The 24,690-nt window shown below is 32.5% G+C and carries 24 protein-coding genes and 4 tRNA genes; 26 read left to right on the top strand and 2 right to left on the bottom strand.

The window, feature by feature from the left end; genetic code table 11:
• Nucleotides 1-22: 22 nt before the first annotated feature.
• The 3 genes from IW18_RS09705 (at nucleotide 23) to lipB (ending at nucleotide 2,321) form a co-directional block, all read left to right on the top strand.
• On the top strand, nucleotides 23-796 hold the full coding sequence (locus tag IW18_RS09705) for a hypothetical protein (protein WP_123902600.1): 774 nt from the start codon (nucleotides 23-25) through the stop codon (nucleotides 794-796).
• A 65-nt stretch (nucleotides 797-861) separates the two neighbouring features.
• Nucleotides 862-1,617, top strand: a complete 756-nt coding sequence (locus tag IW18_RS09700) for a hypothetical protein (RefSeq protein ID WP_041517388.1) — start codon at nucleotides 862-864, stop codon at nucleotides 1,615-1,617.
• Between the two features lie 5 nt (nucleotides 1,618-1,622).
• Nucleotides 1,623-2,321, top strand: coding sequence for a lipoyl(octanoyl) transferase LipB (lipB, locus tag IW18_RS09695; protein ID WP_041517387.1), 699 nt, complete (start codon nucleotides 1,623-1,625; stop codon nucleotides 2,319-2,321).
• 69 nt (nucleotides 2,322-2,390) lie between these two features.
• Here the strand turns inward: lipB and IW18_RS09690 are convergent, their stop codons facing one another.
• Nucleotides 2,391-3,050, bottom strand: a complete 660-nt coding sequence (locus IW18_RS09690; protein ID WP_041517386.1) for a ribonuclease HII — start codon at nucleotides 3,048-3,050, stop codon at nucleotides 2,391-2,393.
• A 620-nt stretch (nucleotides 3,051-3,670) separates the two neighbouring features.
• Here IW18_RS09690 and IW18_RS09685 point away from each other — a divergent pair.
• The 7 genes from IW18_RS09685 to IW18_RS09655 all read left to right on the top strand — a co-directional run bounded on the left by IW18_RS09685 (nucleotide 3,671) and on the right by IW18_RS09655 (nucleotide 14,195).
• The gene (locus IW18_RS09685; protein ID WP_084607942.1) at nucleotides 3,671-6,811 is read left to right on the top strand and encodes a SusC/RagA family TonB-linked outer membrane protein; all 3,141 of its coding nucleotides are present in this window, start codon (nucleotides 3,671-3,673) and stop codon (nucleotides 6,809-6,811) included.
• A gap of 11 nt (nucleotides 6,812-6,822) precedes the next feature.
• Nucleotides 6,823-8,298 (top strand): RagB/SusD family nutrient uptake outer membrane protein, encoded by a 1,476-nt coding sequence (locus IW18_RS09680; protein ID WP_052480126.1) that lies wholly within the window; start codon nucleotides 6,823-6,825, stop codon nucleotides 8,296-8,298.
• A 289-nt stretch (nucleotides 8,299-8,587) separates the two neighbouring features.
• Complete coding sequence (locus tag IW18_RS09675; RefSeq protein ID WP_041517385.1) at nucleotides 8,588-10,555, top strand: putative porin; 1,968 nt, start codon at nucleotides 8,588-8,590, stop codon at nucleotides 10,553-10,555.
• Between the two features lie 49 nt (nucleotides 10,556-10,604).
• The gene (locus IW18_RS09670; RefSeq protein ID WP_041517384.1) at nucleotides 10,605-11,966 is read left to right on the top strand and encodes a pyridoxal-phosphate dependent enzyme; all 1,362 of its coding nucleotides are present in this window, start codon (nucleotides 10,605-10,607) and stop codon (nucleotides 11,964-11,966) included.
• A gap of 84 nt (nucleotides 11,967-12,050) precedes the next feature.
• Nucleotides 12,051-12,533, top strand: a complete 483-nt coding sequence (locus tag IW18_RS09665; RefSeq protein ID WP_041517383.1) for a 3'-5' exonuclease — start codon at nucleotides 12,051-12,053, stop codon at nucleotides 12,531-12,533.
• A gap of 77 nt (nucleotides 12,534-12,610) precedes the next feature.
• Complete coding sequence (locus tag IW18_RS09660) at nucleotides 12,611-13,882, top strand: DUF2851 family protein (RefSeq protein WP_041517382.1); 1,272 nt, start codon at nucleotides 12,611-12,613, stop codon at nucleotides 13,880-13,882.
• A gap of 85 nt (nucleotides 13,883-13,967) precedes the next feature.
• The gene (locus IW18_RS09655) at nucleotides 13,968-14,195 is read left to right on the top strand and encodes a PspC family transcriptional regulator (protein ID WP_007810860.1); all 228 of its coding nucleotides are present in this window, start codon (nucleotides 13,968-13,970) and stop codon (nucleotides 14,193-14,195) included.
• Nucleotides 14,196-14,277: 82 nt separating this feature from the next.
• On the opposite strand, the gene IW18_RS09650 is transcribed toward IW18_RS09655, so the two are convergent.
• Nucleotides 14,278-15,729 carry an amino acid permease gene (locus tag IW18_RS09650; protein ID WP_041517381.1) on the bottom strand — a complete coding sequence of 484 codons (1,452 nt, stop codon included), beginning with the start codon at nucleotides 15,727-15,729 and terminating at the stop codon, nucleotides 14,278-14,280.
• 275 nt (nucleotides 15,730-16,004) lie between these two features.
• On the opposite strand from IW18_RS09650, the gene IW18_RS09645 reads away from it, so the two are divergent.
• From IW18_RS09645 to rplL, 16 genes are all read left to right on the top strand, one after another.
• A complete protein-coding gene (locus IW18_RS09645; protein ID WP_041517380.1) occupies nucleotides 16,005-16,892 on the top strand; it encodes a ComEA family DNA-binding protein in 888 nt (295 codons plus the stop codon).
• Between the two features lie 14 nt (nucleotides 16,893-16,906).
• Entirely contained in the window at nucleotides 16,907-18,049 is a 1,143-nt protein-coding gene (locus IW18_RS09640) for an acyl-CoA dehydrogenase family protein (RefSeq protein WP_041517379.1), read from the top strand.
• Nucleotides 18,050-18,193: 144 nt separating this feature from the next.
• Nucleotides 18,194-18,388, top strand: a complete 195-nt coding sequence (gene rpsU / locus IW18_RS09635; RefSeq protein WP_026985791.1) for a 30S ribosomal protein S21 — start codon at nucleotides 18,194-18,196, stop codon at nucleotides 18,386-18,388.
• A gap of 139 nt (nucleotides 18,389-18,527) precedes the next feature.
• On the top strand, nucleotides 18,528-19,424 hold the full coding sequence (locus tag IW18_RS09630) for a tyrosine-type recombinase/integrase (RefSeq protein WP_041517378.1): 897 nt from the start codon (nucleotides 18,528-18,530) through the stop codon (nucleotides 19,422-19,424).
• A 34-nt stretch (nucleotides 19,425-19,458) separates the two neighbouring features.
• Nucleotides 19,459-19,761 (top strand): ribosome hibernation-promoting factor, HPF/YfiA family, encoded by a 303-nt coding sequence (hpf, locus tag IW18_RS09625; RefSeq protein WP_041517713.1) that lies wholly within the window; start codon nucleotides 19,459-19,461, stop codon nucleotides 19,759-19,761.
• Between the two features lie 91 nt (nucleotides 19,762-19,852).
• A tRNA-Thr gene (locus IW18_RS09620) sits at nucleotides 19,853-19,926 on the top strand.
• Nucleotides 19,927-19,981: 55 nt separating this feature from the next.
• Nucleotides 19,982-20,062 (top strand) — tRNA-Tyr (locus IW18_RS09615).
• A gap of 80 nt (nucleotides 20,063-20,142) precedes the next feature.
• Nucleotides 20,143-20,214, top strand: a tRNA-Thr gene (locus IW18_RS09610).
• A 54-nt stretch (nucleotides 20,215-20,268) separates the two neighbouring features.
• On the top strand, nucleotides 20,269-21,456 hold the full coding sequence (gene tuf / locus IW18_RS09605) for an elongation factor Tu (protein WP_031456758.1): 1,188 nt from the start codon (nucleotides 20,269-20,271) through the stop codon (nucleotides 21,454-21,456).
• Between the two features lie 59 nt (nucleotides 21,457-21,515).
• Nucleotides 21,516-21,586, top strand: a tRNA-Trp gene (locus IW18_RS09600).
• A gap of 18 nt (nucleotides 21,587-21,604) precedes the next feature.
• Entirely contained in the window at nucleotides 21,605-21,802 is a 198-nt protein-coding gene (secE, locus tag IW18_RS09595; protein WP_041517377.1) for a preprotein translocase subunit SecE, read from the top strand.
• Between the two features lie 10 nt (nucleotides 21,803-21,812).
• Nucleotides 21,813-22,364, top strand: coding sequence for a transcription termination/antitermination protein NusG (nusG, locus tag IW18_RS09590; protein ID WP_029273444.1), 552 nt, complete (start codon nucleotides 21,813-21,815; stop codon nucleotides 22,362-22,364).
• 67 nt (nucleotides 22,365-22,431) lie between these two features.
• Nucleotides 22,432-22,869 carry a 50S ribosomal protein L11 gene (rplK, locus tag IW18_RS09585; RefSeq protein WP_007807442.1) on the top strand — a complete coding sequence of 146 codons (438 nt, stop codon included), beginning with the start codon at nucleotides 22,432-22,434 and terminating at the stop codon, nucleotides 22,867-22,869.
• 13 nt (nucleotides 22,870-22,882) lie between these two features.
• Nucleotides 22,883-23,572: a 50S ribosomal protein L1 gene (gene rplA / locus IW18_RS09580; protein WP_007807440.1), complete on the top strand. Its 690-nt coding sequence runs from the start codon at nucleotides 22,883-22,885 to the stop codon at nucleotides 23,570-23,572.
• 22 nt (nucleotides 23,573-23,594) lie between these two features.
• Nucleotides 23,595-24,098, top strand: a complete 504-nt coding sequence (gene rplJ / locus IW18_RS09575) for a 50S ribosomal protein L10 (protein WP_041517376.1) — start codon at nucleotides 23,595-23,597, stop codon at nucleotides 24,096-24,098.
• 91 nt (nucleotides 24,099-24,189) lie between these two features.
• Nucleotides 24,190-24,561, top strand: a complete 372-nt coding sequence (rplL, locus tag IW18_RS09570; protein WP_007807437.1) for a 50S ribosomal protein L7/L12 — start codon at nucleotides 24,190-24,192, stop codon at nucleotides 24,559-24,561.
• Nucleotides 24,562-24,690 lie beyond the last annotated feature (129 nt).

Genomic DNA, 24,690 nt, shown 5'->3' with positions numbered 1-24,690 from the left:
AAATTTAAATATATAAAAAAGAATGAAGAAAATTTTAGTTTGCTTGTTGCTTGTTTTTACTTTTTCTAATTGTGTAATGAAAGAGAAATTGATACTGAATGAAAATGGTTCGGGAAGTTTTTCTTATGGATTTGATTTGGGAGGAATATTTAAATTGGGTTTTAAGAGTTCTGATTCGACAAAAAAGAATAAAGTTATTGATACGGTTTTTACTTTTAAAGAAGTTTTTGCAAAAGCAAAAGATAGTATTGCTAAACTGCCAGAGCTGGAGAGGGAAAAAATAAAAATGCTTGAAAACTTTAAAGTCAGTGCAAAAGCAAACGAGGCTAAACAACAATTAAGATTTGACATGGAATATAATTTCTCGTCAATTGATAGTCTTAAAAAGGTAGTATCGCCGTTGGAGGTGCTTGAATCAATGCCTAAAATTGGCCCTGGCAAGCAGTTGGGCTCTTTAAGTGTTCCTGAAAAAGAAAATAAAAAAACAAGGTTTTCGTATAATTATGATGGGAAGGTTTTTGAGAAAGTGATTTTATTGCCTGAGGATGCTAAAGTAAATAAGAAGAAGAAAGAGAAAGAGAAAAATCCGGATAATGATTTTTCTAAAAAAATGGATGATATTTTAAAGGAATGTAAATACTCGATTGAATATCAATTTCCGAAAAAGATAAAAACAGTTTCATTAAAAAATGCCATAATTTCAAAAGACAGAAAAAGTTTTATTCTTGAAATCCCGATGAAAGATTTTCCGGATGATGAAGAAAAACTTGGTTTTAAAGTAGTATTTGAAAATTAATAGCAAAGCAGGAATACTACTATTCTTTGAAATAGAGTTTGTATCTTTGATAAAAAATTAGCCATATGAGATTGTATAAATTACTTAGTTTTTTATTTTTAATAGCAACATTAACGAGTTGTACTTTAACCGAAAACATTTATATAAGTGATAACGGAACCGGAAAGTTCTCTATTGATATGGATGGTTCATCTTTAATGGCAATGGCTGGAGATCAACTTGGAGATCAAATGGGTGATGATCTTAAAAAAAATGTAGATTCTACTTTTACCTTCAAACAATTATTTGAAGAGAAAAAAGATAGTATTGCAAAATTATCTCCGGAGGCTCAGAAAGAGCTAAAAAAGCTTGAAAATTTTGTGGTAAATACCAAAATGAATGCTGAGAAAAAAGTGTTCTTAATGACGCTTTCTACTGACTTTAAAAATGTAAATGAGTTACAAGATGCGTTACAAGCTTTAAGCACACTTCAGAAATTAGAAAGCAATGGTAATCCTTCGGCACCTTTTTCGGGTGGTTTAGGAGATAATAATAGTGAGCTAAGTTATACTTATGATGGAAAGAAATTTACACGTAAAGCGGTTATCGATAAACAAAAGCTAGCTGCAAAAGCAAAAGATTCTTCGGCAGATATGTCTAAAATGATTTTTGCTTCATCAAATTACATTATAAAGTATCATTTTCCTAAACGAATCAAGAAAGTATCAAATCCGAGTGCTTTGTTTAGTGAAGATCGAAAATCAATTACAATTCAATACCCTTTCACGGATTATATGGAGAATCCTGACAAACTCAACTTTGAAGTAGAGTTTGAAAAATAATAAAAATGAACAAAAAAATTCAACTTCAAGATTTAGGTAATAAAGATTATAAATCGACTTGGGAATATCAAGAAGAACTTTTTAAGGACATAGTCGACCTAAAAATCAAAAACAGAAGAGAAGAACTTGATTTACCAACGCCAAATTATTTATTGTTTGTAGAGCATCCGCACGTTTATACTTTGGGCAAAAGTGGAGATTTGGAAAATTTGCTTTTAAACGATAAGCAACTAGAAGCCAAAGGTGCAACTTTTTATAAAATCAATCGTGGTGGAGATATTACGTACCACGGACCTGGTCAAATAGTAGGTTATCCAATTTTAGATTTAGAAAATTTCTTTACTGATATTCATAAATATTTACGTTTTCTAGAGGAATCTATTATTCTAACTTTGGAAGAATATGGATTGAAATGTGGTAGGAGTGAAGGTGAAACCGGAGTTTGGTTAGATGTTGGAACTCCGTTTGCTCGTAAAATTTGTGCGCTTGGTGTACGTGCGTCACGCTGGGTAACCATGCATGGATTTGCCTTAAATGTAAATGTCGATTTGGGTTATTTTGATAATATTATTGCTTGTGGAATTCGCGGAAAAGGCGTTACTTCATTAAACGTTGAACTTGGTGTAGAAAAAGTAGATGAAGCCGAAGTAAAAGCTAAAATAGTAAAACATTTGACTCAGTTATTTGAAGCTGAATTTGTTTAATCAGTTTTGATAATTAATCATGTGTATAATAAAAAAAGCTTCTCAATTTTGAGAAGCTTTTTTCGTTATTTAAAATTCTAATTTTAATTGTTCCGGTAAGAGTCTAAAACTCATTCTATGGTATTTTGTTGTGCCATGTTTTTTTATAGCTTCACGATGTTCTTTGGTTGGATAGCCTTTATTTTTTTTCCAATTGTACATTGGAAATTCTTCATGAATTTGATCCATATACTCGTCGCGATACGTTTTTGCTAAAACAGAAGCTGCGGCTATGCTTAAAAATTTAGCATCACCTTTTATAATACTTTGATTAGGAATTGATTTTAAGAGTTCGATTTCTTCCATCGAAAATTGTTTGCCAAAAGTATTCTTCAAACCTAATTTAGCATTTAAAGATCGATTTCCGTCTACAATAATATATTCTGGAACATGTTTTAGTTTCAAGATACATTCCTGCATTCCTTTCATTGATGCGTTCAATATATTTATTTCGTCAATTTCATCAGGTAATAGATGTGTAACTGCAAAACAAACGGCATGTTCTTCAATAATTGGTTTTAAATGAACTCTTGTTTTTTCAGACAATTGCTTACTGTCATTTAAAATCTGATTTTCAAAATCTTCCGGTAAAATTACAGCAGCTGCCGTTACGGGTCCAGCCAAGCAGCCACGGCCAGCTTCGTCGGTTCCTGTTTCAAGAATAAAGCCCGAATAATTTTTTTGAAGCATCTTTTTGAATTTTAATGGGCAAATATTGTGAATTTTTTTGAGAAACAATTATTCAAAAATAAAATATGTTTTACTAACTCATTAATAGGTTTAAATGTTTTAGTTTTTTAGCGTTGCATCAAGTCCCTTTAAGTGCTATTTGTAAGTATTGTATGCGTTTTTACTTTGCTTTATTATAGTGTTTATGTGCGAATTAAGTTTGATTGGGAGCATTTTTGATCTATTTAACTTTGTTTTTTGTGCAATTAATTTTACAAGAACTAACGATCTTATTTTGCTTAAAAAATTAAAAATAGAATGAGGAAGATGATTTGTGTTAAAAAGGTGTTTTTTGAATTTTATTTTAGTAAGAAAACCGATCTGTTTTTTGAATAAAATTAGATCTAGATTAGAAATCCATCCTGTACTTTATGTTAATTATTTGTTAAAATTTTTTTTGACGAAAACGCTATATTTTGTGTTAATTGTTATGAAAAATGATTTTTTGTAGCTAAATGTTTATTTATTATTCTTTTGTGTTAAAATTACATTAAAGAAAAGTTGCTTCTGTGTTAAAATCGCTTTGTTATTTTAAGAAATTATTATGATGTTTGTCGGATGCTAATTCAAAACAAATTAAAATGAAATTAAAATTACATTGGATTTTTACGCTACTAGTAGCGTTGTTCATTCAGTTTTCTTATGCTCAAGAGAAAACTGTCTCAGGAACTGTTTCTGGAGATACGGGAGTTATTCCAGGGGTAAATGTTATTGTTAAAGGGACAAAAGTCAGTGCCCAAACAGATTTTGACGGAAGTTATTCTATCAAAGCTAAGGCTGGTGATGTTCTGCTTTTTTCTTACGTTGGAATGGAAGATATTTCAGCTGTTGTAGGTCCATCTTCTATAGTGAGTGTTAAAATGAAAGATTCTGGAAAATCTCTAGATGAGGTAGTTGTTATTGCTTACGGTCAGGCTAAGAAAAGTTCTTACACAGGTTCGGCAGTTTCGATTAAAGGCGAAGATTTTCAAAACAGAGCGGTGACTAATGTCCTGTCTGCTATTGAGGGTGCTACATCAGGCGTTCAAATACAAAGTGCTGCAGGACAACCAGGTTCGGCTCCAGCTATTAGAATTCGTGGATTTAGTTCTGTAAACGGATCAAATACTCCTTTGTATGTTGTTGATGGAGTTCCTTTTGCGGGAGACATTAGTAACTTGAGTTCAAATGATATTGAAAGCTTGTCAGTTTTAAAAGATGCATCTTCAACTTCTCTATATGGATCAAAAGCTGCAAATGGAGTTGTTATTATTACCACAAAAACTGGTAAATCGTCAAAAGATAAATTTTCTTTGAATGTTAGTCAGGGTATGACTTCAAGATTGATTAAAGAATATGAAAGAGTTGATGCTTTTGATTATTATCCTTTAGAGTGGGAAGCAATTAGAAATAGCCGTCCAATGGCAAATCAGACTCAAATTGATGCAGCAAATTTATTTGCTTCTGGAAGAGTACCGGTTGTTTTGGTAACAAATCCGTTTAATGTACCAAATGCTCAAATTGTAGGTACAGATGGTAAAATGAATCCAGCTGCTAAATTATTGTATCCACAAGATTTAGATTGGGCTGCTCCCTTAGAGAGAGCTGGAGTTCGTCAGAATGTTGATTTTTCTTATCAAGGTAAATCTGAAAAATCTAATTATTTTGCTTCGATTGGTTATTTGAATGAAGATGGATATATTCAGAAATCTGATTATCAAAGAATTGCTGCTCGTTTAAATCTTAATACTTCTTTGAAAGAATGGTTCAAAACTGGTATCAACTTATCAGGAACAACTACAGATTCAAATTTAGCTGTTGATGGTGTTGATAATACAAGTTCTTTTAATAATCCTTTTAGATCTATCAGATACATGGGACCAATTTACCCGGTTTTTGATCACACTGCAAATGGAGATTATGTATACGATGTTACTGGTAATAAAGTATATTCAACTGTAAGAGGTTCAGGAGCTTCGAATGGTAGGAATATTGTTTACGAAACATTAAATAATACAGATAACCAAAAAGGTTTGGCGCTTTCTGCAAGAACGTATGCCGAAATTAAATTTTTGAAAGATTTCAAATTTACATTTAATGCGTCTTTAGATAAATCATATTATAACAGAACGTATACTTATAATACTCAAATTGGAGATGGAGCACCTACAGGATTAATATCAAAAGAAGATAGAATCTTAACAGGTGTTACTTATAACCAATTGTTGAATTATGATAAAAAAATCGGAAACCATACGATTTCTTTTTTAGCAGGTCATGAGAGTTTTGATTACGAAAGAAATTGGCTTACAGGTACAAAAACTGGACAAGTTTCTCCTGATAATCCAGAGTTTATTAACTATGCAACCACTACAGATTTAACTTCTTATACTAGAAATTATGGTACTGAATCTTATTTTTCAAGAGTAGGGTATGATTATAAAGACAAGTATATTGTTTCAGCATCTTTAAGAAGAGATGGTTCTTCAAAATTTGCAAAAGATAATCGTTGGGGAAATTTCTGGTCAGTTGGAGGTGCTTGGGTGCTTTCTAAAGAAAGTTTCTTAGAGAACAGTTCTTGGATCAATGACTTGAAGTTAAGAGCTTCGATGGGAGAGGTGGGTAATGACTCTCATACTAGTAATGATGGTTTAAGTTTTTACGTTAGTCAACCAACATTTAGTTTAGGATATGATAATGGTAGTGAAGGTGGAGTTGTAACAAATGCTGCTGGTGCTTCAGAATTACAGTGGGAGAAAAATACACAAAAAGATATCGCTGTTGAATTCGGATTATTTAGAAATAGACTTAGAGGAAGTGTTGAGTATTATAATAGAAATACAGATGGCTTAATATTCTCTGTGCCAAATCCATTATCTTCAGGATTAGATAATAGAGTTGAGAATATTGGATCTATGGTTAATAAAGGTTTTGAGGTTTCATTGGATGGAACAGTTATTAGAACTAATGATTTTTCTTGGGGATTGAGTATCAATGCTTCTACAATTCAAAATGAGATTACAAGTTTGCCTCAAAAAGAGATCATTAATGGAACTAAAAAATTAATGGCAGGGCATTCTATTTACGATTATTGGTTGAGAGATTGGTATGGTGTAGACGCTACTGATGGATATGCTTTGTACGTTTCAGATCCAACTTTAATTGTTGCGGGTGATGCTACTCAAAGAGTTGTGAATGGTGTTAATGTAACAACAGATCAAAACAAAGCTTTATATCATTATGCAGAGTCTGCAATTCCTGATTTGTTTGGAAGCTTTGGAACTAATGTAAAATACAAAGGTTTAAAATTAGACGTTTTATTTGCTTATCAAATAGGAGGAAAAATGTATGATACTAACTACTCTGCCCTTATGCATACTGGTAATAACTACGGTTCTGCTCTAAGTGTTGATGCACTTAAAAGATGGCAAAAACCTGGTGACATAACAGATGTTCCAAGAATGGATATTAACAGAAATACACAGTCTACTGCAGCTTCTGACAGATGGTTAATTGGTTCTGACTACTTATCATTAAGACAAGTTAATTTATCTTATAGTATGCCATCAGACTTAATTTCTAAATTAGGTGTAGATAATGCTACTTTATATGTAAATGGTGAAAACTTAATGTTGTTTACTAAGCGTCAAGGATTAGATCCAAGTCAAACTTTTAATGGAACTACTCAAAATAGATTTACTCCTTCTAGAATTATCTCGTTAGGTTTAAACTTAAACTTTTAAAATTTAATATTATGAAATCAAATTATATAAAACAGATATTTTTTGCAATATCCTTGTTGATACTTACTTCTTGTTCGGATGATTTTTTAGAAAAAAAACCTACAGAATTTATAGATTATGAGGCTTCGACAAAAACGACCGCAAATTTAATGACTCTTTTAAATGGTATTCACAGATCACTTTATGTGAGATATGAATCAAATCAAAATGAAAATGGATTAGGAAGTTTGATGGAACAAGTTGACATTGCTGGAGATGACATCGTTTATCCAGTTACTAATTCATGGTTTTTACAAGTGTATAACTGGAATGGTGTAGCAAATGAGAATTCTCAGGATATTAGATTCCCTTACAGAACTTACTACAGAATCATCAGAAATGCAAATACTATTATTAATGCTACAGATGCAGCAATTGGTTCTGATGCTGATAAAAAAATAGTAAAAGGTCAAGCTTTACTTTATAGAGCTTTCTGTCATTATCAATTAGTTCAGTTGTTTGGAAAAAGATATATAAACGGAACAGTTAACTCTCAACTTGGAGTGCCAGTTATCTTAACAGTAGGTAATGATAATTTTCCTCGCTCTACAGTTGAAGAAGTGTATACTCAGGTTAATAAAGATTTAGATGAGGCAAATGTTTTATTAGTTGATTACGTAAAACCAAACAATTCTCATTTAGGTTTAAAAGTCGCGCAAGGTTTAAAAGCAAGAGTAGCACTAACTCAAGGAAATTGGGCAATAGCTGCAGATTATGCTGCCAAAGCTAAAACAGGCATTAGTTTGATGGCTACAACTGAATATGTAAAAGGATTTAATGATTATAATAATGTAGAGTGGATGTGGGGTAGCCATATCAACGAAGTTCAAACTGATTATTTTGGTAATTTTGGAGCTTACATGTCAAGAAACTATAATTCAACAGTTATTCGTTCTTGTCCAAAAGCAATCAATAGTAAACTTTATAATTTAATCCCTGCAACTGATATTCGTGCAGCTTTGTTTGACAAAACAGGAAAACATACAGCATTGAATTTACCTTCAACTTTTGCTAAGTTTCCTTATACAAGTCAAAAATATTTAGCAATTAGTACTGGTGACAGTAGGTGTGATATTCCTTACATGCGCGTTGCAGAGATGTATCTTATAGAAGCAGAAGCAAAAGCAAAATTAGGATTAGCCGATGCAAGCACAGTATTGTTTAATTTGGTAAAAACTAGAAATCCGTCTTATGTTTTATCTACAAAAACAGGTCAGGCCTTAGTTGATGAAATCTGGTTTCAAAGAAGAATTGAATTATGGGGTGAAGGATTTAGATTTTACGATTTAAAGAGAACAAATTCTGCTTTAGACAGATCAGGCGCTAATCATGATTCTGCAATTACAAACGGAGTTATAAATGTTCCGGCTACAGATAAAAGATGGCAATGGTTAATTCCTAGAGCAGAGATTAATGCTAATCCATTAATTGTTCAAAACGAACTATAGTTTTTAAAAAACAGTAAGAACACTTAAAGTATTGGCTCATTTTTATAGACAATATTTTAGCTTGGATTAAATACTAACCGGAGATTTTGATAAAATATTTCTGGAAGTATTAGAAAAGAAGTTTCATTTTTTTTAAAACCCTCAATCACTTTTTTGATTGGGGGTTTTTTCCTTAAAATATTATGATTTGAAAAAGACTTCAATAACAATGATTTGTTTTTTTATACGTTTTTATCTTTTACCTTTGCCTGATAAATTTTGTCAAAATAATTACATATAAAGCCATCAAATGAGAATATTCGTTTTTCTATATCTATTAGTTGTACCAACTTTATTGTTTTCTCAAGAAAAAAAAGCTCCTAAGAATAGTTTAGATATGAATACAAAATATTCTAGCATAACTGATACCGTAAAAAAGAAAAAATCATTAGTCGCAAAAATAGAGCAATATCAAATTATTACATTAGAGCATGATAGTATACATGTTGATACTTCATTAACCATAAAAAGTGCCTACAAACAAAACCATCTTAGAAAGGATGAGTTTGGACTTCTGCCTTTTTCAAATATTGGACAAACCTATAATACCTTACAATATAGTTTAACTAATTTTTCTCCTTATCCTGAAATTGGTTTTAGTGGTAAGCATTTTAATTACATGGAAGCTGATCAAATCAGATACTATTCAGTACCAACACCGTTAACAGAATTATTCTTTAATACAACAATAAATAAAGGACAAAACGTAGATTCTTTTATAACCTTAAATACCTCAAAGAACCTTAACTTTTCTATTGCATATAAAGGTTTGCGTTCAGAGGGAGACTATATAAATCAATTGGTTAGTGCAGGAAACTTTAGATTTACGACCAGTTATTTTACAACAGATAGAAGATATTCGATAAATGCTCATTATGCTTTTCAGGATATCTCGAATGAAGAGAATGGCGGAATTACAACACCCGCAGATTTTGAGAGTGACAACAAGGATTTTAAAAATCGTCAGCGATTGCAAGTATATCTTACGGATGCAAAATCATTTTTAAAAGGAAGACGTTTATTTTTTGATCACGCTTTCAGAATCAATTCTAAAGAAGGAAATAATAATTTGTATGTAACACATCAATTTAATTACGAGAATAAGTTTTTCGAATACAATCAAGCTACAGTGTTATCAACCGTGGGTACATCACCTGTAATGCGATTTGGAGAGTCATATCTAACAAGTGGTATAAATGATCAAACAAAATACGAAAGACTTTATAATAAGGTAGGAGTAGCGTATGAAAACACTCTTTTAGGAAAATTTAATTTTTTTGTAGACGATTTTAGATCAAATTATGAATACGGAAGAGTTATTGTTTATCCTTCTGGTGATGTAGTTCCAAATAATCTATTCCTTCAAATTAATAATTTTGGAGGTCAATACGAATATCAAAAAAATAAATGGAATGGTCGATTTTTATATTCAAGATCAATTACAAATCAGTCGCTTTCTAATTTAGATGCAAAACTGCGATATGATTATAATGATAAAATTCAGTTTGATTTTAGATATCGTAACATAAATAAATTGCCAAACAATAATTACAACTTATATCAAAGTAGTTATGTAGAATATAATTGGTCGAAAAATTTCAAAAACGAGAAAATTAATTCTCTAAGCGCTAGTGTTTTAACTCCGTGGTTAAATGCTGAGGTTCAATACACAGTTTTAAAAGATCATTTGTATTTTGAAGATGTTTCTAAACCGGCACAAGCAGCGGTAAATACACAAATTGTTAATCCTGCACAATATGGAAATGCAATCAACTATTTAGAAATAAAAGCAAGTCGCGAATTTAAGTTTGGTCATTTTGCATTAGATAATACTTTATTGTATCAAAAAGTAGGTCAATCAGATCAAATTTTAAATGTGCCTCATTTTGTTACCAGAAATACATTTTATTATTCAAGTCAATTTTTTGATAAAGCATTGTATTTGCAAACCGGTGTAGTTTTTAACTATTTTACAAAGTATTACGCAAACGATTATAACCCGGTTATTGGAGAATTCTTTGTGCAAAACAAAAAAGAAATTGGAGGTTATCCATTATTCGATCTTTTCCTTAATGCCAGAATTAGACAGACAAGATTTTATCTAAAAGCAGAACATATAAACGCACTTTTTTCAAAAAGCGATTATTACTCAGCGCCTAATAATCCATATCGTGATTTTGTTATCCGATTTGGTTTAGTTTGGAATTTCTTCCAATAAATTAGGACTCTCTTTATATTAAAAACCAAATATTTAAATTAAAATAAAAATGGACTTTTCAAATAACATTTTAGAAACAATTGGTAATACACCATTGGTAAAACTCAACAAAATTGTTGCTGAAATTGATGCGCTAGTATTGGCAAAAGTCGAAACTTTTAATCCTGGAAATTCAGTAAAAGACAGAATGGCCGTAAAAATGATTGAAGATGCAGAGGCCGATGGTCGATTAAAACCAGGAGGAACAATCATTGAAGGAACATCTGGAAATACCGGAATGGGATTAGCACTTGTTGCAATCATTAAAGGATATAAGTTAATTTGTGTAATATCAGATAAACAATCTAAAGAAAAAATGGATATTTTGCGTGCCGTTGGAGCCAAAGTAGTAGTTTGTCCTACAGATGTAGAACCTACAGATCCACGTTCTTATTATTCAGTTTCAAAACGTTTGGCGAGTGAAACACCAAATTCTTGGTATGTAAATCAATATGATAACATGTCAAACTCTTTGGCACATTATGAGCAAACAGGACCAGAAATTTGGAAACAAACTGACGGAAAAATCACTCACTTTGTTGTAGGAGTAGGAACAGGTGGAACAATCTCCGGAGTTGGAAAATATTTAAAAGAGAAAAATCCAAATATTAAAATTTGGGGAATTGATACGTATGGTTCCGTTTTTAAAAAATATCATGAAACTGGAATTTTTGATGAGAACGAAATTTACTCTTACATTACAGAAGGAATTGGAGAAGATATTTTGCCTAAAAATGTTGACTTTTCTTTAATAGACGGATTTACAAAAGTAACCGATAAAGATGCAGCAGTTTATACCAGAAAAATTGCACTTGAAGAAGCTATTTTTGTTGGAAATTCAGCAGGAGCTTGTATAAAAGGATTGTTGCAGTTAAAAGAACATTTTAAACCAGAAGATGTAGTTGTAGTTCTTTTTCACGATTCAGGAAGCCGTTATGTTGGTAAAATGTTTAACGACGATTGGATGCGTGAACGCGGATTCTTAGAAGAAAACGTTACAAAAGCAGAAGACGTTATTAAAGACCATCTCGACAAACAATTGATCGTAGTTCGTACCGAAGAGCTAGTTTCGCACGCAATCGAGCGTATGCGTAAATATAAAATATCGCAAATTCCGGTAGTAGATATTAACGGATTTGTTGGTTCTGTTGATGAAACAGATTTGTTTAGAAGTTATGTTGCTGATAAAAACGTAGCCGAAAAACCAATTAAAGAAGTAATGGGGAAACCTTTTCCTATAGTGAAACTAGGAACGCCTATTGAAGAAGTTTCTAAACTATTTACGAAAGAAAATGACGCTGTTTTGGTTGATTTAGAAAATGGAAATCATCATATTATTACAAAATATGATATTATTGGATCAATAAAATAAGACAGTTTTTTGTAATATTATAAATCCATAAATCTAGTTTGCAAGATTAGATTTATGGATTTTTCGCTTAACTAAATTTTAAAAATGAACTTTACGGCTATAGATTTTGAAACTGCAACAGGATATCATCCGTGCTCTGTTGGGATTGTTACTGTTGAAAACGGAATAATTGTAGATGAGTTTGTTACATTGATTAAACCGCCAAATAACGTGTATAATCCGTTTACGATCCAGGTTCACGGAATTTATCCACGAGATACGGTTAACGCAAAATCATTTTTGCAAGTGTATCCCGAAATTGAAAAAAGAATAAAAAATAGAGTTGTGGTTGCGCATAATGAAAGCTTTGATCGTAATGTTCTAGCTAAATCAATGGCACTTTATGGCCTACAGTACGAAGATTTAAATATTGCTGAACGTTGGGAGTGTACCGTTAAAATTTATAAAGCAAAAGGTTTAAAACCTACCAAACTAAGTGATTGTTGTCGTGAAATGAAAATCCAATTAAATCATCACGAGGCATTATCTGATGCTCGAGCGTGCGCGAAATTGTATTTACTAAAGTAAAAAACATTTAGTTATTTGTAAGATTAATATTATTTTAATTAATTTAGACTTTTATAAATCCTTGTATAAGCCTAAATATGAAAGAAGACTTTCTTCATTATCTCTGGAGATTCAAAAAATTTGATGCTCTAAATTTAAGAACTACTCAAAATGAAATAATTACAATTGTGAAAACAGGTGATTATTTAGAACTCTCTGGCCCTGATTTTTTTAATGCTCAAATTAAGATTGGAAATCAGAAATGGGCAGGAAATATCGAAATTCACATAAAATCTTCAGATTGGTATGTTCATGGGCATGAGAAAGACCCGGCTTATGATAATGTCATTTTGCATGTAGTCTGGGAGCATGATACCGAAATATTTGGCAAGAATAATTCAGAAATTCCTGTTCTAGTTTTAAAAGACTATGTTTCCAAAGACATAATCTCTAGTTATAATTCCTTAATTACTCCAAAATCCTGGATATTTTGTGAGAAAAATATAAGCGAAATAGATGAGTTTACATTTAAAAATTGGCAAGAACGATTGTTTTTCGATCGTTTAGAGCGAAAATCAAAAATTATATACGATCTGCTCGAAGAGACAAATCAAGATTGGGAAGCCGTTTTATTTTGTTTATTATCAAAGAATTTTGGTTTGAATACAAACGGAAATATCTTTTTTCAGATTGCGAAATCTATTCCGTTTTCAATTGTTAGAAAAGAAAGTTTTGAAGTTGAAAATCTTGAGGCATTGCTTTTTGGTTTTTCAGGTTTGCTGGATTCTGAGAAAGAAGATGTTTATTTTACTGACCTTAAAATCAGATGTTATTATCTTTTGAATAAATATCAATTGAATAGAAGTTATGCAGATCCAGTCCAGTTTTTTAAACATCGTCCGGATAATTTTCCAACAATTCGTCTTTCTCAATTGGCTAATTTATATCACAAACATCAGAATCTTTTTTCAAAAATAATCACTTTAAAATCAGTTAAAGAAGTTTATCAGTTGTTAAATATTTGTACAGGTTTGTATTGGCAAAATCATTATCAGTTTGATAAAGAAAGCCCGAAAAAAGTAAAGTTATTATCTAAATCATTCATAGATTTATTAATTATAAATACGATAATTCCACTTCAGTTTGCTTATTCGAGTGTAATGGGAGAATCGATTTCTGAAGAGCTAATTGCTTTTCTGAATGAAGTGGCTCCAGAGAAAAATGCCATCATAAGTAAATTTGAATCGTTTGGAATAGCTTCAAATAGTGCATTTGAAACTCAAACATTGCTAGAATTAAAAAATGAATATTGCAATCAAAAAGCATGTCTTAAATGTGCAATAGGAATGGAGCTATTGAAGAATAATTAGATAATTAGAAAATGTGTCGATGAGATAATTTTGTACTTTTGCAGTCCCGAGCTTAGCCGAAGGATAAAACTTAAAAATAAAAAACATGTCAGCTATTTTAAAACTAAAGTTCTTTTTCGAGAAATACGGATTTCATGTTTCTTCAAGATTAGCAGACAAATTGGGTATGCGTGTAACAAGTGTTAGGCTGTTTTTTATTTATATTTCATTCGTAACAGCCGGCTTAGGTTTTGGTGTTTATCTTACGTTAGCTTTCTGGATTCGATTAAAGGATTTAATTCGTGCGAAACGAACTTCGGTTTTTGATTTATAAAAGAAAGTTTTAAGCATAAAAAAAGGGCTTTAAAGTAAATAATTACTTTTAAAGCCCTTTTTTTATTTTATGTTGAAACTATCTATTCTTGTGGATTGTTTAGTTTGCTGTTTTTCTTACCATATACAAAGTAAATTACAACTCCTAGTGCCATCCAAACAACAAGTCTTAACCAGCTTTCGTTAGGTAATGAATACATTAAAGCTAGACAGATTATGATACCTGCAATTGGTACAAAAGGAACCAAAGGAGTTCTAAATGATCTTGGAGCGTTCGGCATTTTTTTACGCATTACCATTACGCCAATACATACCAGTACAAACGCTAATAAAGTTCCAATACTTACCATATGACCTAGATCACTTACTGGAACAAGACCAGCAAATAAACTTACAAATACTAAGAAGAAAAGGTTTGTTTTCCAAGGAGTACGGAATTTAGAGTGTATTGAACTGAAGAATGGAGGTAATAAACCATCTTTACTCATAGTGTAAAATACACGACTTTGTCCCATAAGCATTACTAACATTACAGAAGTATAACCAGCTAATATAGCAACGATTAAACCTGTTTGTAGAAAATCGTAACCCGTTTTTGCAAATGCAGTTGCAGCTGGTTTTGCATCTCCTGCAAACTCTTTATAATTAACAAGACCAGTCATAACGTGAGCAAAAAACACATATAATAAAGTACAAATTATTAATGATCCTAAGATACCAATCGGCATTCCTTTTTGTGGATTTTTAGCTTCTTGAGCAGCTGTCGATACAGCGTCAAAACCAATAAAAGCAAAAAACACAGTTCCAGCTCCAGCAGCGATTCCTGACCATCCAAATTCACCAAAAACACCTGTGTTTGCTGGAATGTATGGAGTGTAGTTTGATGTGTCGATAAATTTCCATCCTAAAACAATGAAAACAATTACAACAGCAACTTTTACAACTACTAAAAAGTTATTTAATGACGCAGATTCTTTTGTTCCTCTAATTAATAATAGAGATAACATCGAAACAATAAAGATTGCAGGTAGATTTACTATTCCGCCTTCAATTACGGTACCATCACTTAATTTTAAAGTTTCCCAAGGAGAGCATATAAACTCGTGCGGGAGATGTATTCCGTATTTATTTAATAATTCAAGTAAATAACGGGACCAACTCACGCCAACTGTGGCTGCACCCAAAGCATATTCTAGAACTAAATCCCAACCGATAATCCAAGCCATGAATTCTCCCATAGTAGCATACGAATAGGTATAAGCACTACCTGCAACTGGAATCATAGAGGCAAATTCTGCATAACAAAGTCCTGCAAAAGCACATCCAACAGCTGCTAAAATAAAAGAAAGAGTTACTGCTGGTCCAGCATGTTCTGCTGCTGCAATTCCTGTTAGCGAGAATAATCCGGCTCCAATAATGGCACCAACTCCAAGCGCAACAAGCGACCGTGAAGATAATGTTCTTTTTAAGCCTTTTTCAGATTCGGATGCTTCGTCAAGCAATACCGAAAGTGGTTTAGTTTTCCAAATTGACATATAATTTTATTGGTTTATTGTTATTAAGCTCCAAATGTATCGTTTTTTGTAAAAAATAAAAACAATTATCTTCTTTTAAGTTATAAAATATTTAAAATTCTAATAAAACTGCCGATAAACCTAGTCAAGCATCATTTATTTATTAAATTATTTCTTATTTAATGTCAGAATGATAATTTTGTAAATGTAATAATTTTTAGTAATTTTCTTAATAATTTATTTGTTTTTTCAGCTACTTTTGTTTTAATGTAATAGATGCAAAAAAATATTTATCAATGAATCTTAAAGTAGTATCGGCTTATTTTAAATTTACCAATCAACAACGTACAGGGGTTTTTCTATTGTTTGTAATTATCATTATTTTACAAGGAGTTTATTTTTTTGCTGATTTTAGTTTTGCTGAAAAAGAGTATCCTGAAAAACAACAATGGATGGCTTTGCAATCAGAGATAGATTCTATGAAATCATCTAGATTTAATGAAAAACCAAAAGTCTATACTTTTAATCCTAATTTTATTTCAGATTATAAAGGGTATAAATTAGGAATGTCTACTCAAGAAATAGATCGTTTATTATCTTTTCGAAAAGAGAATAAGTATGTTAGTTCTGCGGAAGAATTTCAGGGAGTGACCAAAATATCAGATTCATTATTATCAGCGATATCACCTTTGTTCAAGTTTCCCGATTGGATTCAGAATAAAAGTGTATATAATAGAGAGAAAAAAGAATATACTAAGAAAGATTACGAGAAGAAGGAAAAAATAATACTCTCAGATATAAATCAAGCTAATCAAGAAGATTTGATTAAATTATATGGCATAGGAGAAGCATTGTCTTCGCGAATTTTAAAACAAAAAGAAATCTTTGGTTGTTTTGTTTCGATGGAACAAATGAACGATATTTGGGGGCTTTCTCCAGAAGTTTTGTTACAATTAAATAAGCATTTTAAAGTTTTGCTACCTCCAAACTTTAAAAGAATTAAAATAAATGATGCTTCTTTAAAAGAATTATCTCAGTTTCCTTATTTCAAATATGCATTGGCGAAACAAATTGTAACTGCTCGAAGTATGAATGGAAATTTTGATAATATTGAGGATTTAGCAAAAATTAAAGATTTTCCTGTTGATAAAGCAAAAATAATTAGTTTATATTTGGAGTTCTAAAAAAGCATCACACAATGAATTTTGATTATAACGAAACGCAGTCTATGATTGCTCAATCTATAAAAGATTTTGCCGAGAAAAATATTAAGCCCTATATAATGGATTGGGATGAAGCTCAAATTTTTCCAATTCCCTTATTTAAAAAATTAGGTGAAATGGGATTTATGGGGGTTCTGGTTCCTGAAGAATATGGAGGATCAGGATTAGGATATCATGAATATATTACCGTGGTAGAGGAAATTTCAAAAGTTGATCCTTCAATCGGTTTGTCGGTAGCCGCACATAACTCATTATGTACAAATCATATTTTGACTTTTGGGAACGAGGAGCAAAAGAAAAAGTGGTTGCCAAAATTAGCAACTGCAGAGTATATTGGTGCATGGGGATTAACGGAACATAATACTGGTTCAGATGCGGGAGGTATGAATACTACAGCAGTAAAAGATGGAGATCATTGGATTGTAAATGGAGCGAAAAACTTTATTACACATGCGATCTCTGGAGACGTTGCAGTTGTTATTGTGCGAACTGGAGAAAAAGGTGATTCGAAAGGAATGACTTCTTTTGTTTTTGAAAAAGGAATGCCTGGATTTACTTCGGGTAAAAAAGAAAATAAATTAGGAATGCGTGCCAGCGAAACAGCAGAGCTTGTTTTTGATAATTGTCGAGTGCCAGATGCAAATAGATTAGGTGAAGTGGGGCAGGGATTTATTCAGGCAATGAAAGTATTAGACGGAGGACGAATTTCAATTGGTGCACTGTCATTAGGTATTGCAAAGGGTGCTTACGAGGCTGCTTTAAAATATTCGAAAGAAAGACATCAATTTGGACAACCTATTAGTAGTTTTCAAGGTATTTCATTTAAATTGGCTGATATGGCTACAGAAATTGAAGCTTCAGAGTTATTGTTGCATAAGGCTGCATTTTTAAAACAACAGCACAAGCCAGTTACAACACTTGGTGCAATGGCAAAAATGTATGCTTCAGAAGCCTGTGTCAAAATAGCCAACGAAGCTGTTCAAATTCATGGTGGTTATGGTTACACGAAAGATTATCCCGTAGAGAAATTCTATCGTGATTCTAAATTATGTACAATAGGAGAGGGAACAACTGAAATTCAAAAATTAGTTATCTCAAGGAATTTGTTGAAAGAGTAAAGAGTAATAAAGAGTAAAGGGTAATGATTTAGTTGAAATCTTTTCTCTTTTTTCTTTTTTTCTAAAAAAAAACAAGAATTCATAACTCATAATTAATAATTAATATATACTTTTGCAGCCTTAACGAGAGGAGGTGTCAATATTATGTTAATTATACCAATTAAAGACGGAGAAAATATAGATAGAGCATTAAAGCGCTACAAAAGAAAATTTGATAAAACAGGAACTGTTCGTCAATTAAGAGCACGTACTGCTTTTATTAAGCCTTCTGTTATCAAAAGAGCACAAATTCAAAAAGCTGCTTACATCCAAAACATGAGAGATGGTTTAGAGAGTTAGTATTAGCTTTTCAGAAATAATTACCGTTAGTTGTCAAAATTTTGATGCTAACGGTTTTTTTATGTTTAATTTTGAGATAACTAATATTTGTTTAGTGATGGAATGTGGATTTGTGTGAAATGATAAAGTGTATATTCTTATGAAATTAAATAATAAAGATGCATTTCGTGATTATCTTCAGTTGGAGAAAAAATATTCCTCACATACGGTCAATGCTTATTTGAATGATATCTTGTTTTTTGAAATGTTTAACAAGGTTTGTTTTGAGCAGGGTAGTATTGAGCAGGTGAATTATAGTCAAATCAGGAGTTGGATTGTTTCGCTTGTTGATGATGGTATTTCTAATGTATCCATAAATCGAAAAATGTCTTCTTTGAAAGCTTTTTATAGATTTCTTTTAAAAACAAAACAAATACAGGTGAGTCCGATGCTGAAACATAAGGCGTTAAAAACGCCTAAAATTGTTCAGGTTCCTTTTTCTGAAAAAGAGTTGGTGGATTTGATGGGGCAGTTTGGTGACCTGGATGGGTTTGAAGGAGTTCGTGACAAATTGATTATAGATTTGTTTTATACTACGGGAATGCGTCGGGCGGAATTGATAAATTTAATGAAGAGTAATGTTGATTTGTCTTCAAATGCAGTTAAGGTTTTAGGGAAGCGAAATAAAGAGCGTATTATTCCTGTTTTGCCAATAATTGTTGAGCAGTTTAATGTGTATTTAAAGGAGCGTGCTTCTGTTGATGTTATTGTTGATGAGGAATATTTTTTTATTTCCAGAAAAGGGTTAAAATTGAGTGAATCTTTTGTGTATCGATTAATAAATTCTTACTTTAGTAAAGTCTCTGAAAAGGTAAAAAAAAGTCCGCATGTGCTTCGGCATACTTTTGCGACTCACTTGCTAAATAACGGAGCGGATTTAAATTCAGTTAAAGAGTTGTTAGGGCATTCGAGTTTAGTGTCTACGCAGGTTTATACTCATAATAGCTTAGCAGAGCTTAAAAAAGTATATGCAGATGCGCATCCTCGGAACAAATAACGGTTCTGAAATGTTTAACCCTAAAATTAGTATTATGAAGGTAGATGTTCATGCAGTTAACTTCACTGTTGACAGAAAATTGGTAGATTTTATTCAGGAAAGAATGGATAAGCTAGAAAAATATTATGATCGAGTTGTTTCGGCCGATGTTTTTTTAAAAGTTGAAAGAACAAGTGATAAAGAGAATAAGGCAGTAGAGATAAAGATTAATGTTCCTGGAGATGATTTTTTGGTTAAAAAGCAATGTAAGACTTTTGAGGAGGCAATAGAGCTTTCTGCAGAATCTTTAGAACGTTTATTGGTAAAAAGGAAAGAAAAAATAAGAACACACATATAATTGAAAATTTTTTTAAAAAAATGTTTTGATTAAAAGATAAAATACCTACATTTGCAGTCCGTTAGAAATAGCGGACTTTTTTATTGATATTGCCAGCGTAGCTCAGTTGGCTAGAGCAGCTGATTTGTAATCAGCAGGTCGTGGGTTCGAGTCCCTCCGCCGGCTCAAAATGTTTCAAATGCGATTTGAAATTCGTTCATGTAATTATTGATAAAAAAACGGGGAGATACTCAAGCGGCCAACGAGGGCAGACTGTAAATCTGCTGTGTGAACTTCGCAGGTTCGAATCCTGCTCTCCCCACAAAATAAGAAGGTAAGTTTTTAGTTTTTAGATTTTTAAAAATCCGAAATCTAAAATCAAAAACCTAAAATTAGAACTCTGCCGGTGTAGCTCAGGGGTAGAGTGCTTCCTTGGTAAGGAAGAGGTCTCGGGTTCAATTCCCGACATTGGCTCAAGTAAGTAGGAAATTGAAATTAATATATAACTAAGATTAAAAATTAAGTAAAATGGCAAAGGAGAATTTTAATCGTTCCAAACCGCACTTAAACATAGGTACAATTGGACACGTGGATCACGGAAAAACTACATTAACTGCAGCAATTACAAAAGTATTGTCTGATGCTGGTTACTGTCAAGCAAAATCGTTTGATCAAATCGATAACGCTCCAGAGGAGAAAGAAAGAGGTATTACTATTAATACATCTCACGTAGAGTATGAAACAGCTAACCGTCACTACGCTCACGTTGACTGTCCAGGTCACGCGGATTACGTAAAGAACATGGTTACTGGAGCGGCTCAAATGGATGGAGCTATCTTAGTAGTTGCTGCAACAGATGGTCCAATGCCACAAACTCGTGAGCATATCCTTTTAGGTCGTCAAGTTGGTATTCCAAGAATCGTTGTTTTCATGAACAAAGTGGATATGGTTGATGATGCTGAGTTGTTAGAGCTTGTTGAAATGGAAATTAGAGATTTATTATCTTTCTACGAATATGATGGAGATAATGGTCCTGTAGTTCAAGGTTCTGCTTTAGGAGGATTGAATAATGATCCTGCTTGGGTACCAAAAATCATTGAATTAATGGAAGCTGTTGATGCTTGGATCGAAGAGCCAGTGCGTGACGTAGCTAAGCCATTCTTGATGCCGGTTGAAGATGTGTTTACAATTACTGGTCGTGGAACTGTTGCTACAGGTCGTATCGAAACAGGTATTGCTAATACAGGAGATCCAGTTGAAATCATTGGTATGGGAGCTGATAAATTAACTTCTACTATTACAGGAGTTGAGATGTTCCGTAAAATCCTTGATAGAGGTGAAGCTGGAGATAACGTTGGTTTATTGTTAAGAGGTATTGATAAAGAATCTATCAAAAGAGGAATGGTTATCATTAAGCCAGGATCAGTAAAACCACACGCTACTTTCAAAGCTGAGGTTTATATCTTGAAAAAAGAAGAAGGTGGACGTCATACTCCATTCCATAATAACTACCGTCCACAGTTCTACGTACGTACAACTGACGTAACAGGAGTTATTACTTTACCAGAAGGAGTAGAGATGGTAATGCCAGGAGATAACTTAACAATTAATGTTGCTTTATTAAGCCCAATCGCAATGAGTGTTGGTTTACGTTTCGCTATCCGTGAAGGTGGTAGAACTGTAGGTGCTGGACAGGTAACTGAAATTGTAGGATAATCCTATAAATAATTATAAAAGCCAGTTGATTTTCTTAATTGAGATCACTGGCTTTAATTACGGGCGTAGTTCAAGGGTAGAATAGCGGTCTCCAAAACCGTTGATGGGGGTTCGAATCCCTCCGCCCGTGCAATAAAAAATATATCAAATGACAAAAGTTACTAATTATTTATCAGAGGCTTTCGAAGAGTTAAAGTCAAATGTTACTTGGCCTGCTTGGGCTGAGGTTCAAAAATTGACAATTGTTGTGGCTGTATTTTCGGTTTTATTCGCTTTGGCAACATGGGGAGTAGACGAATTTTTTGCAAAAGCTTTGGCCGGATTTTTTAACTGGTTAAAAGGATAATTTTTTTGTGATGGCAGATAATAATGTGAAAAAATGGTACGTAGTTAGAGCTGTAAGCGGACAAGAGAATAAAGTCAAAGCTTATATCGAAACTGAGATTGCCAGATTAGGTATGGGTGATTATGTTTCCCAAGTTTTAGTACCTACGGAAAAAGTAGTTACTGTAAAAGAAGGAAAGAAAATGTCTAAGGATAAAGTTTATTTCCCTGGATATGTTATGATCGAAGCCAATTTAGTTGGTGAGATACCTCATATTATTAAATCTATTACTAGTGTAATTGGATTTTTAGGTGAGATCAAAGGCGGAGAACCTGTTCCTTTGAGACTTTCTGAAGTAAATAGAATGTTGGGTAAGGTAGATGAATTAGCTGTAAATACAGATACTCGTGCTATTCCTTTCAACTTAGGAGAAACTGTTAAAGTGATCGATGGTCCATTTAACGGCTTCAACGGAACAGTTGAGAAAATTAATGAAGAAAAGCGTAAACTTGAAGTAATGGTGAAAATTTTCGGAAGAAAAACTCCATTAGAATTAAGTTTTATGCAAGTTGAAAAAGTATAATTTTTGTTACATCTATAATAACCACTGTAATCGCTTCCAATGATTATAGTGTTAAATTTTTTAAAAAATGGCTAAAGAAATTAGTAAGGTAGTTAAACTACAAGTTAAGGGAGGTGCTGCGAATCCGTCGCCACCGGTTGGACCTGCTTTAGGAGCTGCTGGGGTTAATATCATGGAGTTCTGTAAGCAGTTCAATGCTAGAACACAAGATAAACCTGGCAAAATATGCCCAGTACAAATTACTGTGTATAAAGACAAATCATTTGATTTTGTTGTAAAAACTCCTCCAGCTGCTGTCCAATTATTGGAAGCTGCAAAGCTAAAGTCTGGATCAGGTGAACCAAATCGTAAAAAAGTAGCTAGTGTTACTTGGGACGTTATCAAAGCAATTGCTGAAGATAAAATGGTAGATTTAAATGCATTCACAATCGAATCTGCAATGAGCATGATCGCTGGAACTGCTAGATCTATGGGTATAACTGTATCAGGAGATGCTCCTTTTTAATTAAGAGAAAGAAATGGCAAAATTAACAAAAAAGCAAAAAGAGGCTGCTTCAAAAATTGAAAAGAACAAACTATACTCTTTAAAAGATGCTGCTGCATTAATTAAAGTTATAGCTTCTGCAAAATTTGATGAGTCTGTTGATATCGCAGTTCGTTTGGGTGTAGATCCAAGAAAAGCGAATCAAATGGTTAGAGGTGTAGTTACATTACCTCACGGAACTGGTAAAGACGTTAAAGTATTAGCATTAGTTACTCCAGATAAAGAAGCGGAAGCTAAAGAAGCTGGAGCTGATTATGTAGGTCTTGACGATTATTTACAAAAAATTAAAGATGGTTGGACAGATGTTGATGTAATCATCACTATGCCAGCTGTTATGGGTAAATTAGGTCCATTAGGTCGTATTTTAGGACCTAGAGGTTTAATGCCGAACCCTAAAACAGGTACTGTAACTATGGATGTTGCAAAAGCTGTTGCAGAGGTTAAAGCTGGTAAAATCGACTTTAAAGTTGATAAAACTGGTATCGTACATGCAGGAATTGGTAAAGTTTCTTTTGGAGCTGAGCAAATTTATGACAATGCACACGAAATTATTCAAACATTAATCAAACTTAAACCAACTGCTGCTAAAGGTACCTATATTAAAGGTATTCACCTTACAAGCACTATGAGTCCTGCAATTGCATTGGACCCTAAAGCAGTATAATTGGTAGTTAATAATTTTTAGTATGACTAGAGAAGAAAAATCAATCGCGATTGAAGATTTAACTGCACAGTTAGCTGGTACAAATATTATTTATGTATCTGATATTTCTGGATTAAATGCAGAAACAACTTCAAACTTGAGAAGAGCTTGTTTTAAAGCAGGTATTAAATTAGAGGTTGTAAAAAACACTTTGCTTGCAAAAGCAATGGAAGCTTCTGCTAATGACTATGGAGATTTACCTTCAGTATTGACAGGTAACAGTGCTATATTTATTTCAGATGTTGCAAATGCACCTGGAAAAATTATTAAAGATTTCAGAAAAAAATCAGCTAAACCTGTATTAAAAGGAGCTTATATTAATTCTGAGGTTTACATTGGAGATGATCAATTAGATGCATTAGCAACTATTAAATCTAAAGAAGAACTTCTTGGAGAACTTATTGGATTATTGCAATCACCAGCACAAAGAATTATTTCAGCTTTACAAAACAAATTCGCTGGTAGCGAAGAAGAAGCTGAGGCATAATAATTCGTACGAGGGATTTTATTTCCTTGTAGCTTAATTAGCGCACAATAAATAAATTATATTTTACAAATCATTTTAAACGATAGAAAAAATGGCAGATTTGAAACAATTCGCAGAACAATTAGTTAACTTAACAGTTAAAGAAGTTAACGAATTAGCAACAATATTAAAAGACGAGTATGGTATCGAGCCTGCTGCTGCAGCTGTAGTAGTTGCTGCTGGTGGTGGAGAAGGTGCTGCTGAAGAAGCGCAAACTGAATTTACAGTTGTATTAAAAGAAGCTGGTGCTTCTAAATTAGCAGTTGTGAAATTAGTAAAAGAACTTACAGGTTTAGGTTTGAAAGAAGCTAAAGATGTAGTTGACGGTGCTCCAAGTAACGTTAAAGAAGGTGTTTCTAAAGAAGAGGCTGAAGGTCTTAAAAAATCATTAGAAGAAGCTGGAGCTGTAGTTGAGCTTAAATAATTCAACTCAGTTTTAAGAACTAGGTTTAGGTCTTGAGTTAACTCAATGACCTAAACCATTTTTCGTATAATAAAATAGATCAAGTTTTATTATCAAATAGTTTAAAATACGAAAAAGTTTTTGATCAAT

It is taken from the genome of Flavobacterium hibernum, from assembly GCF_000832125.1.
Lineage (GTDB): Bacteria > Bacteroidota > Bacteroidia > Flavobacteriales > Flavobacteriaceae > Flavobacterium > Flavobacterium hibernum.
The sequence above is the reverse complement of the archived record's forward strand: the minus strand, read 5'-3'. Positions and strand labels throughout refer to the sequence as shown.

Bases quoted from the DNA above. Each gene is read 5' to 3' on its own strand.
- nusG (WP_029273444.1), top strand. From the start codon at position 21,813: ATGGCAGATAATAATGTGAAAAAATGGTACGTAGTTAGAGCTGTAAGC.
- IW18_RS09665 (WP_041517383.1), top strand. From the start codon at position 12,051: ATGAACTTTACGGCTATAGATTTTGAAACTGCAACAGGATATCATCCG.
- IW18_RS09685 (WP_084607942.1), top strand. From the start codon at position 3,671: ATGAAATTAAAATTACATTGGATTTTTACGCTACTAGTAGCGTTGTTC.
- IW18_RS09650 (WP_041517381.1), bottom strand. From the start codon at position 15,729: ATGTCAATTTGGAAAACTAAACCACTTTCGGTATTGCTTGACGAAGCA.
- rplJ (WP_041517376.1), top strand. From the start codon at position 23,595: ATGACTAGAGAAGAAAAATCAATCGCGATTGAAGATTTAACTGCACAG.
- secE (WP_041517377.1), top strand. From the start codon at position 21,605: ATGACAAAAGTTACTAATTATTTATCAGAGGCTTTCGAAGAGTTAAAG.
- IW18_RS09670 (WP_041517384.1), top strand. From the start codon at position 10,605: ATGGACTTTTCAAATAACATTTTAGAAACAATTGGTAATACACCATTG.
- IW18_RS09645 (WP_041517380.1), top strand. From the start codon at position 16,005: ATGAATCTTAAAGTAGTATCGGCTTATTTTAAATTTACCAATCAACAA.
- hpf (WP_041517713.1), top strand. From the start codon at position 19,459: ATGAAGGTAGATGTTCATGCAGTTAACTTCACTGTTGACAGAAAATTG.
- IW18_RS09705 (WP_123902600.1), top strand. From the start codon at position 23: ATGAAGAAAATTTTAGTTTGCTTGTTGCTTGTTTTTACTTTTTCTAAT.
- rplA (WP_007807440.1), top strand. From the start codon at position 22,883: ATGGCAAAATTAACAAAAAAGCAAAAAGAGGCTGCTTCAAAAATTGAA.
- IW18_RS09675 (WP_041517385.1), top strand. From the start codon at position 8,588: ATGAGAATATTCGTTTTTCTATATCTATTAGTTGTACCAACTTTATTG.
- IW18_RS09640 (WP_041517379.1), top strand. From the start codon at position 16,907: ATGAATTTTGATTATAACGAAACGCAGTCTATGATTGCTCAATCTATA.
- IW18_RS09630 (WP_041517378.1), top strand. From the start codon at position 18,528: ATGAAATTAAATAATAAAGATGCATTTCGTGATTATCTTCAGTTGGAG.
- rpsU (WP_026985791.1), top strand. From the start codon at position 18,194: ATGTTAATTATACCAATTAAAGACGGAGAAAATATAGATAGAGCATTA.
- IW18_RS09690 (WP_041517386.1), bottom strand. From the start codon at position 3,050: ATGCTTCAAAAAAATTATTCGGGCTTTATTCTTGAAACAGGAACCGAC.
- rplL (WP_007807437.1), top strand. From the start codon at position 24,190: ATGGCAGATTTGAAACAATTCGCAGAACAATTAGTTAACTTAACAGTT.
- IW18_RS09700 (WP_041517388.1), top strand. From the start codon at position 862: ATGAGATTGTATAAATTACTTAGTTTTTTATTTTTAATAGCAACATTA.
- IW18_RS09655 (WP_007810860.1), top strand. From the start codon at position 13,968: ATGTCAGCTATTTTAAAACTAAAGTTCTTTTTCGAGAAATACGGATTT.
- IW18_RS09660 (WP_041517382.1), top strand. From the start codon at position 12,611: ATGAAAGAAGACTTTCTTCATTATCTCTGGAGATTCAAAAAATTTGAT.
- lipB (WP_041517387.1), top strand. From the start codon at position 1,623: ATGAACAAAAAAATTCAACTTCAAGATTTAGGTAATAAAGATTATAAA.
- IW18_RS09680 (WP_052480126.1), top strand. From the start codon at position 6,823: ATGAAATCAAATTATATAAAACAGATATTTTTTGCAATATCCTTGTTG.
- rplK (WP_007807442.1), top strand. From the start codon at position 22,432: ATGGCTAAAGAAATTAGTAAGGTAGTTAAACTACAAGTTAAGGGAGGT.
- tuf (WP_031456758.1), top strand. From the start codon at position 20,269: ATGGCAAAGGAGAATTTTAATCGTTCCAAACCGCACTTAAACATAGGT.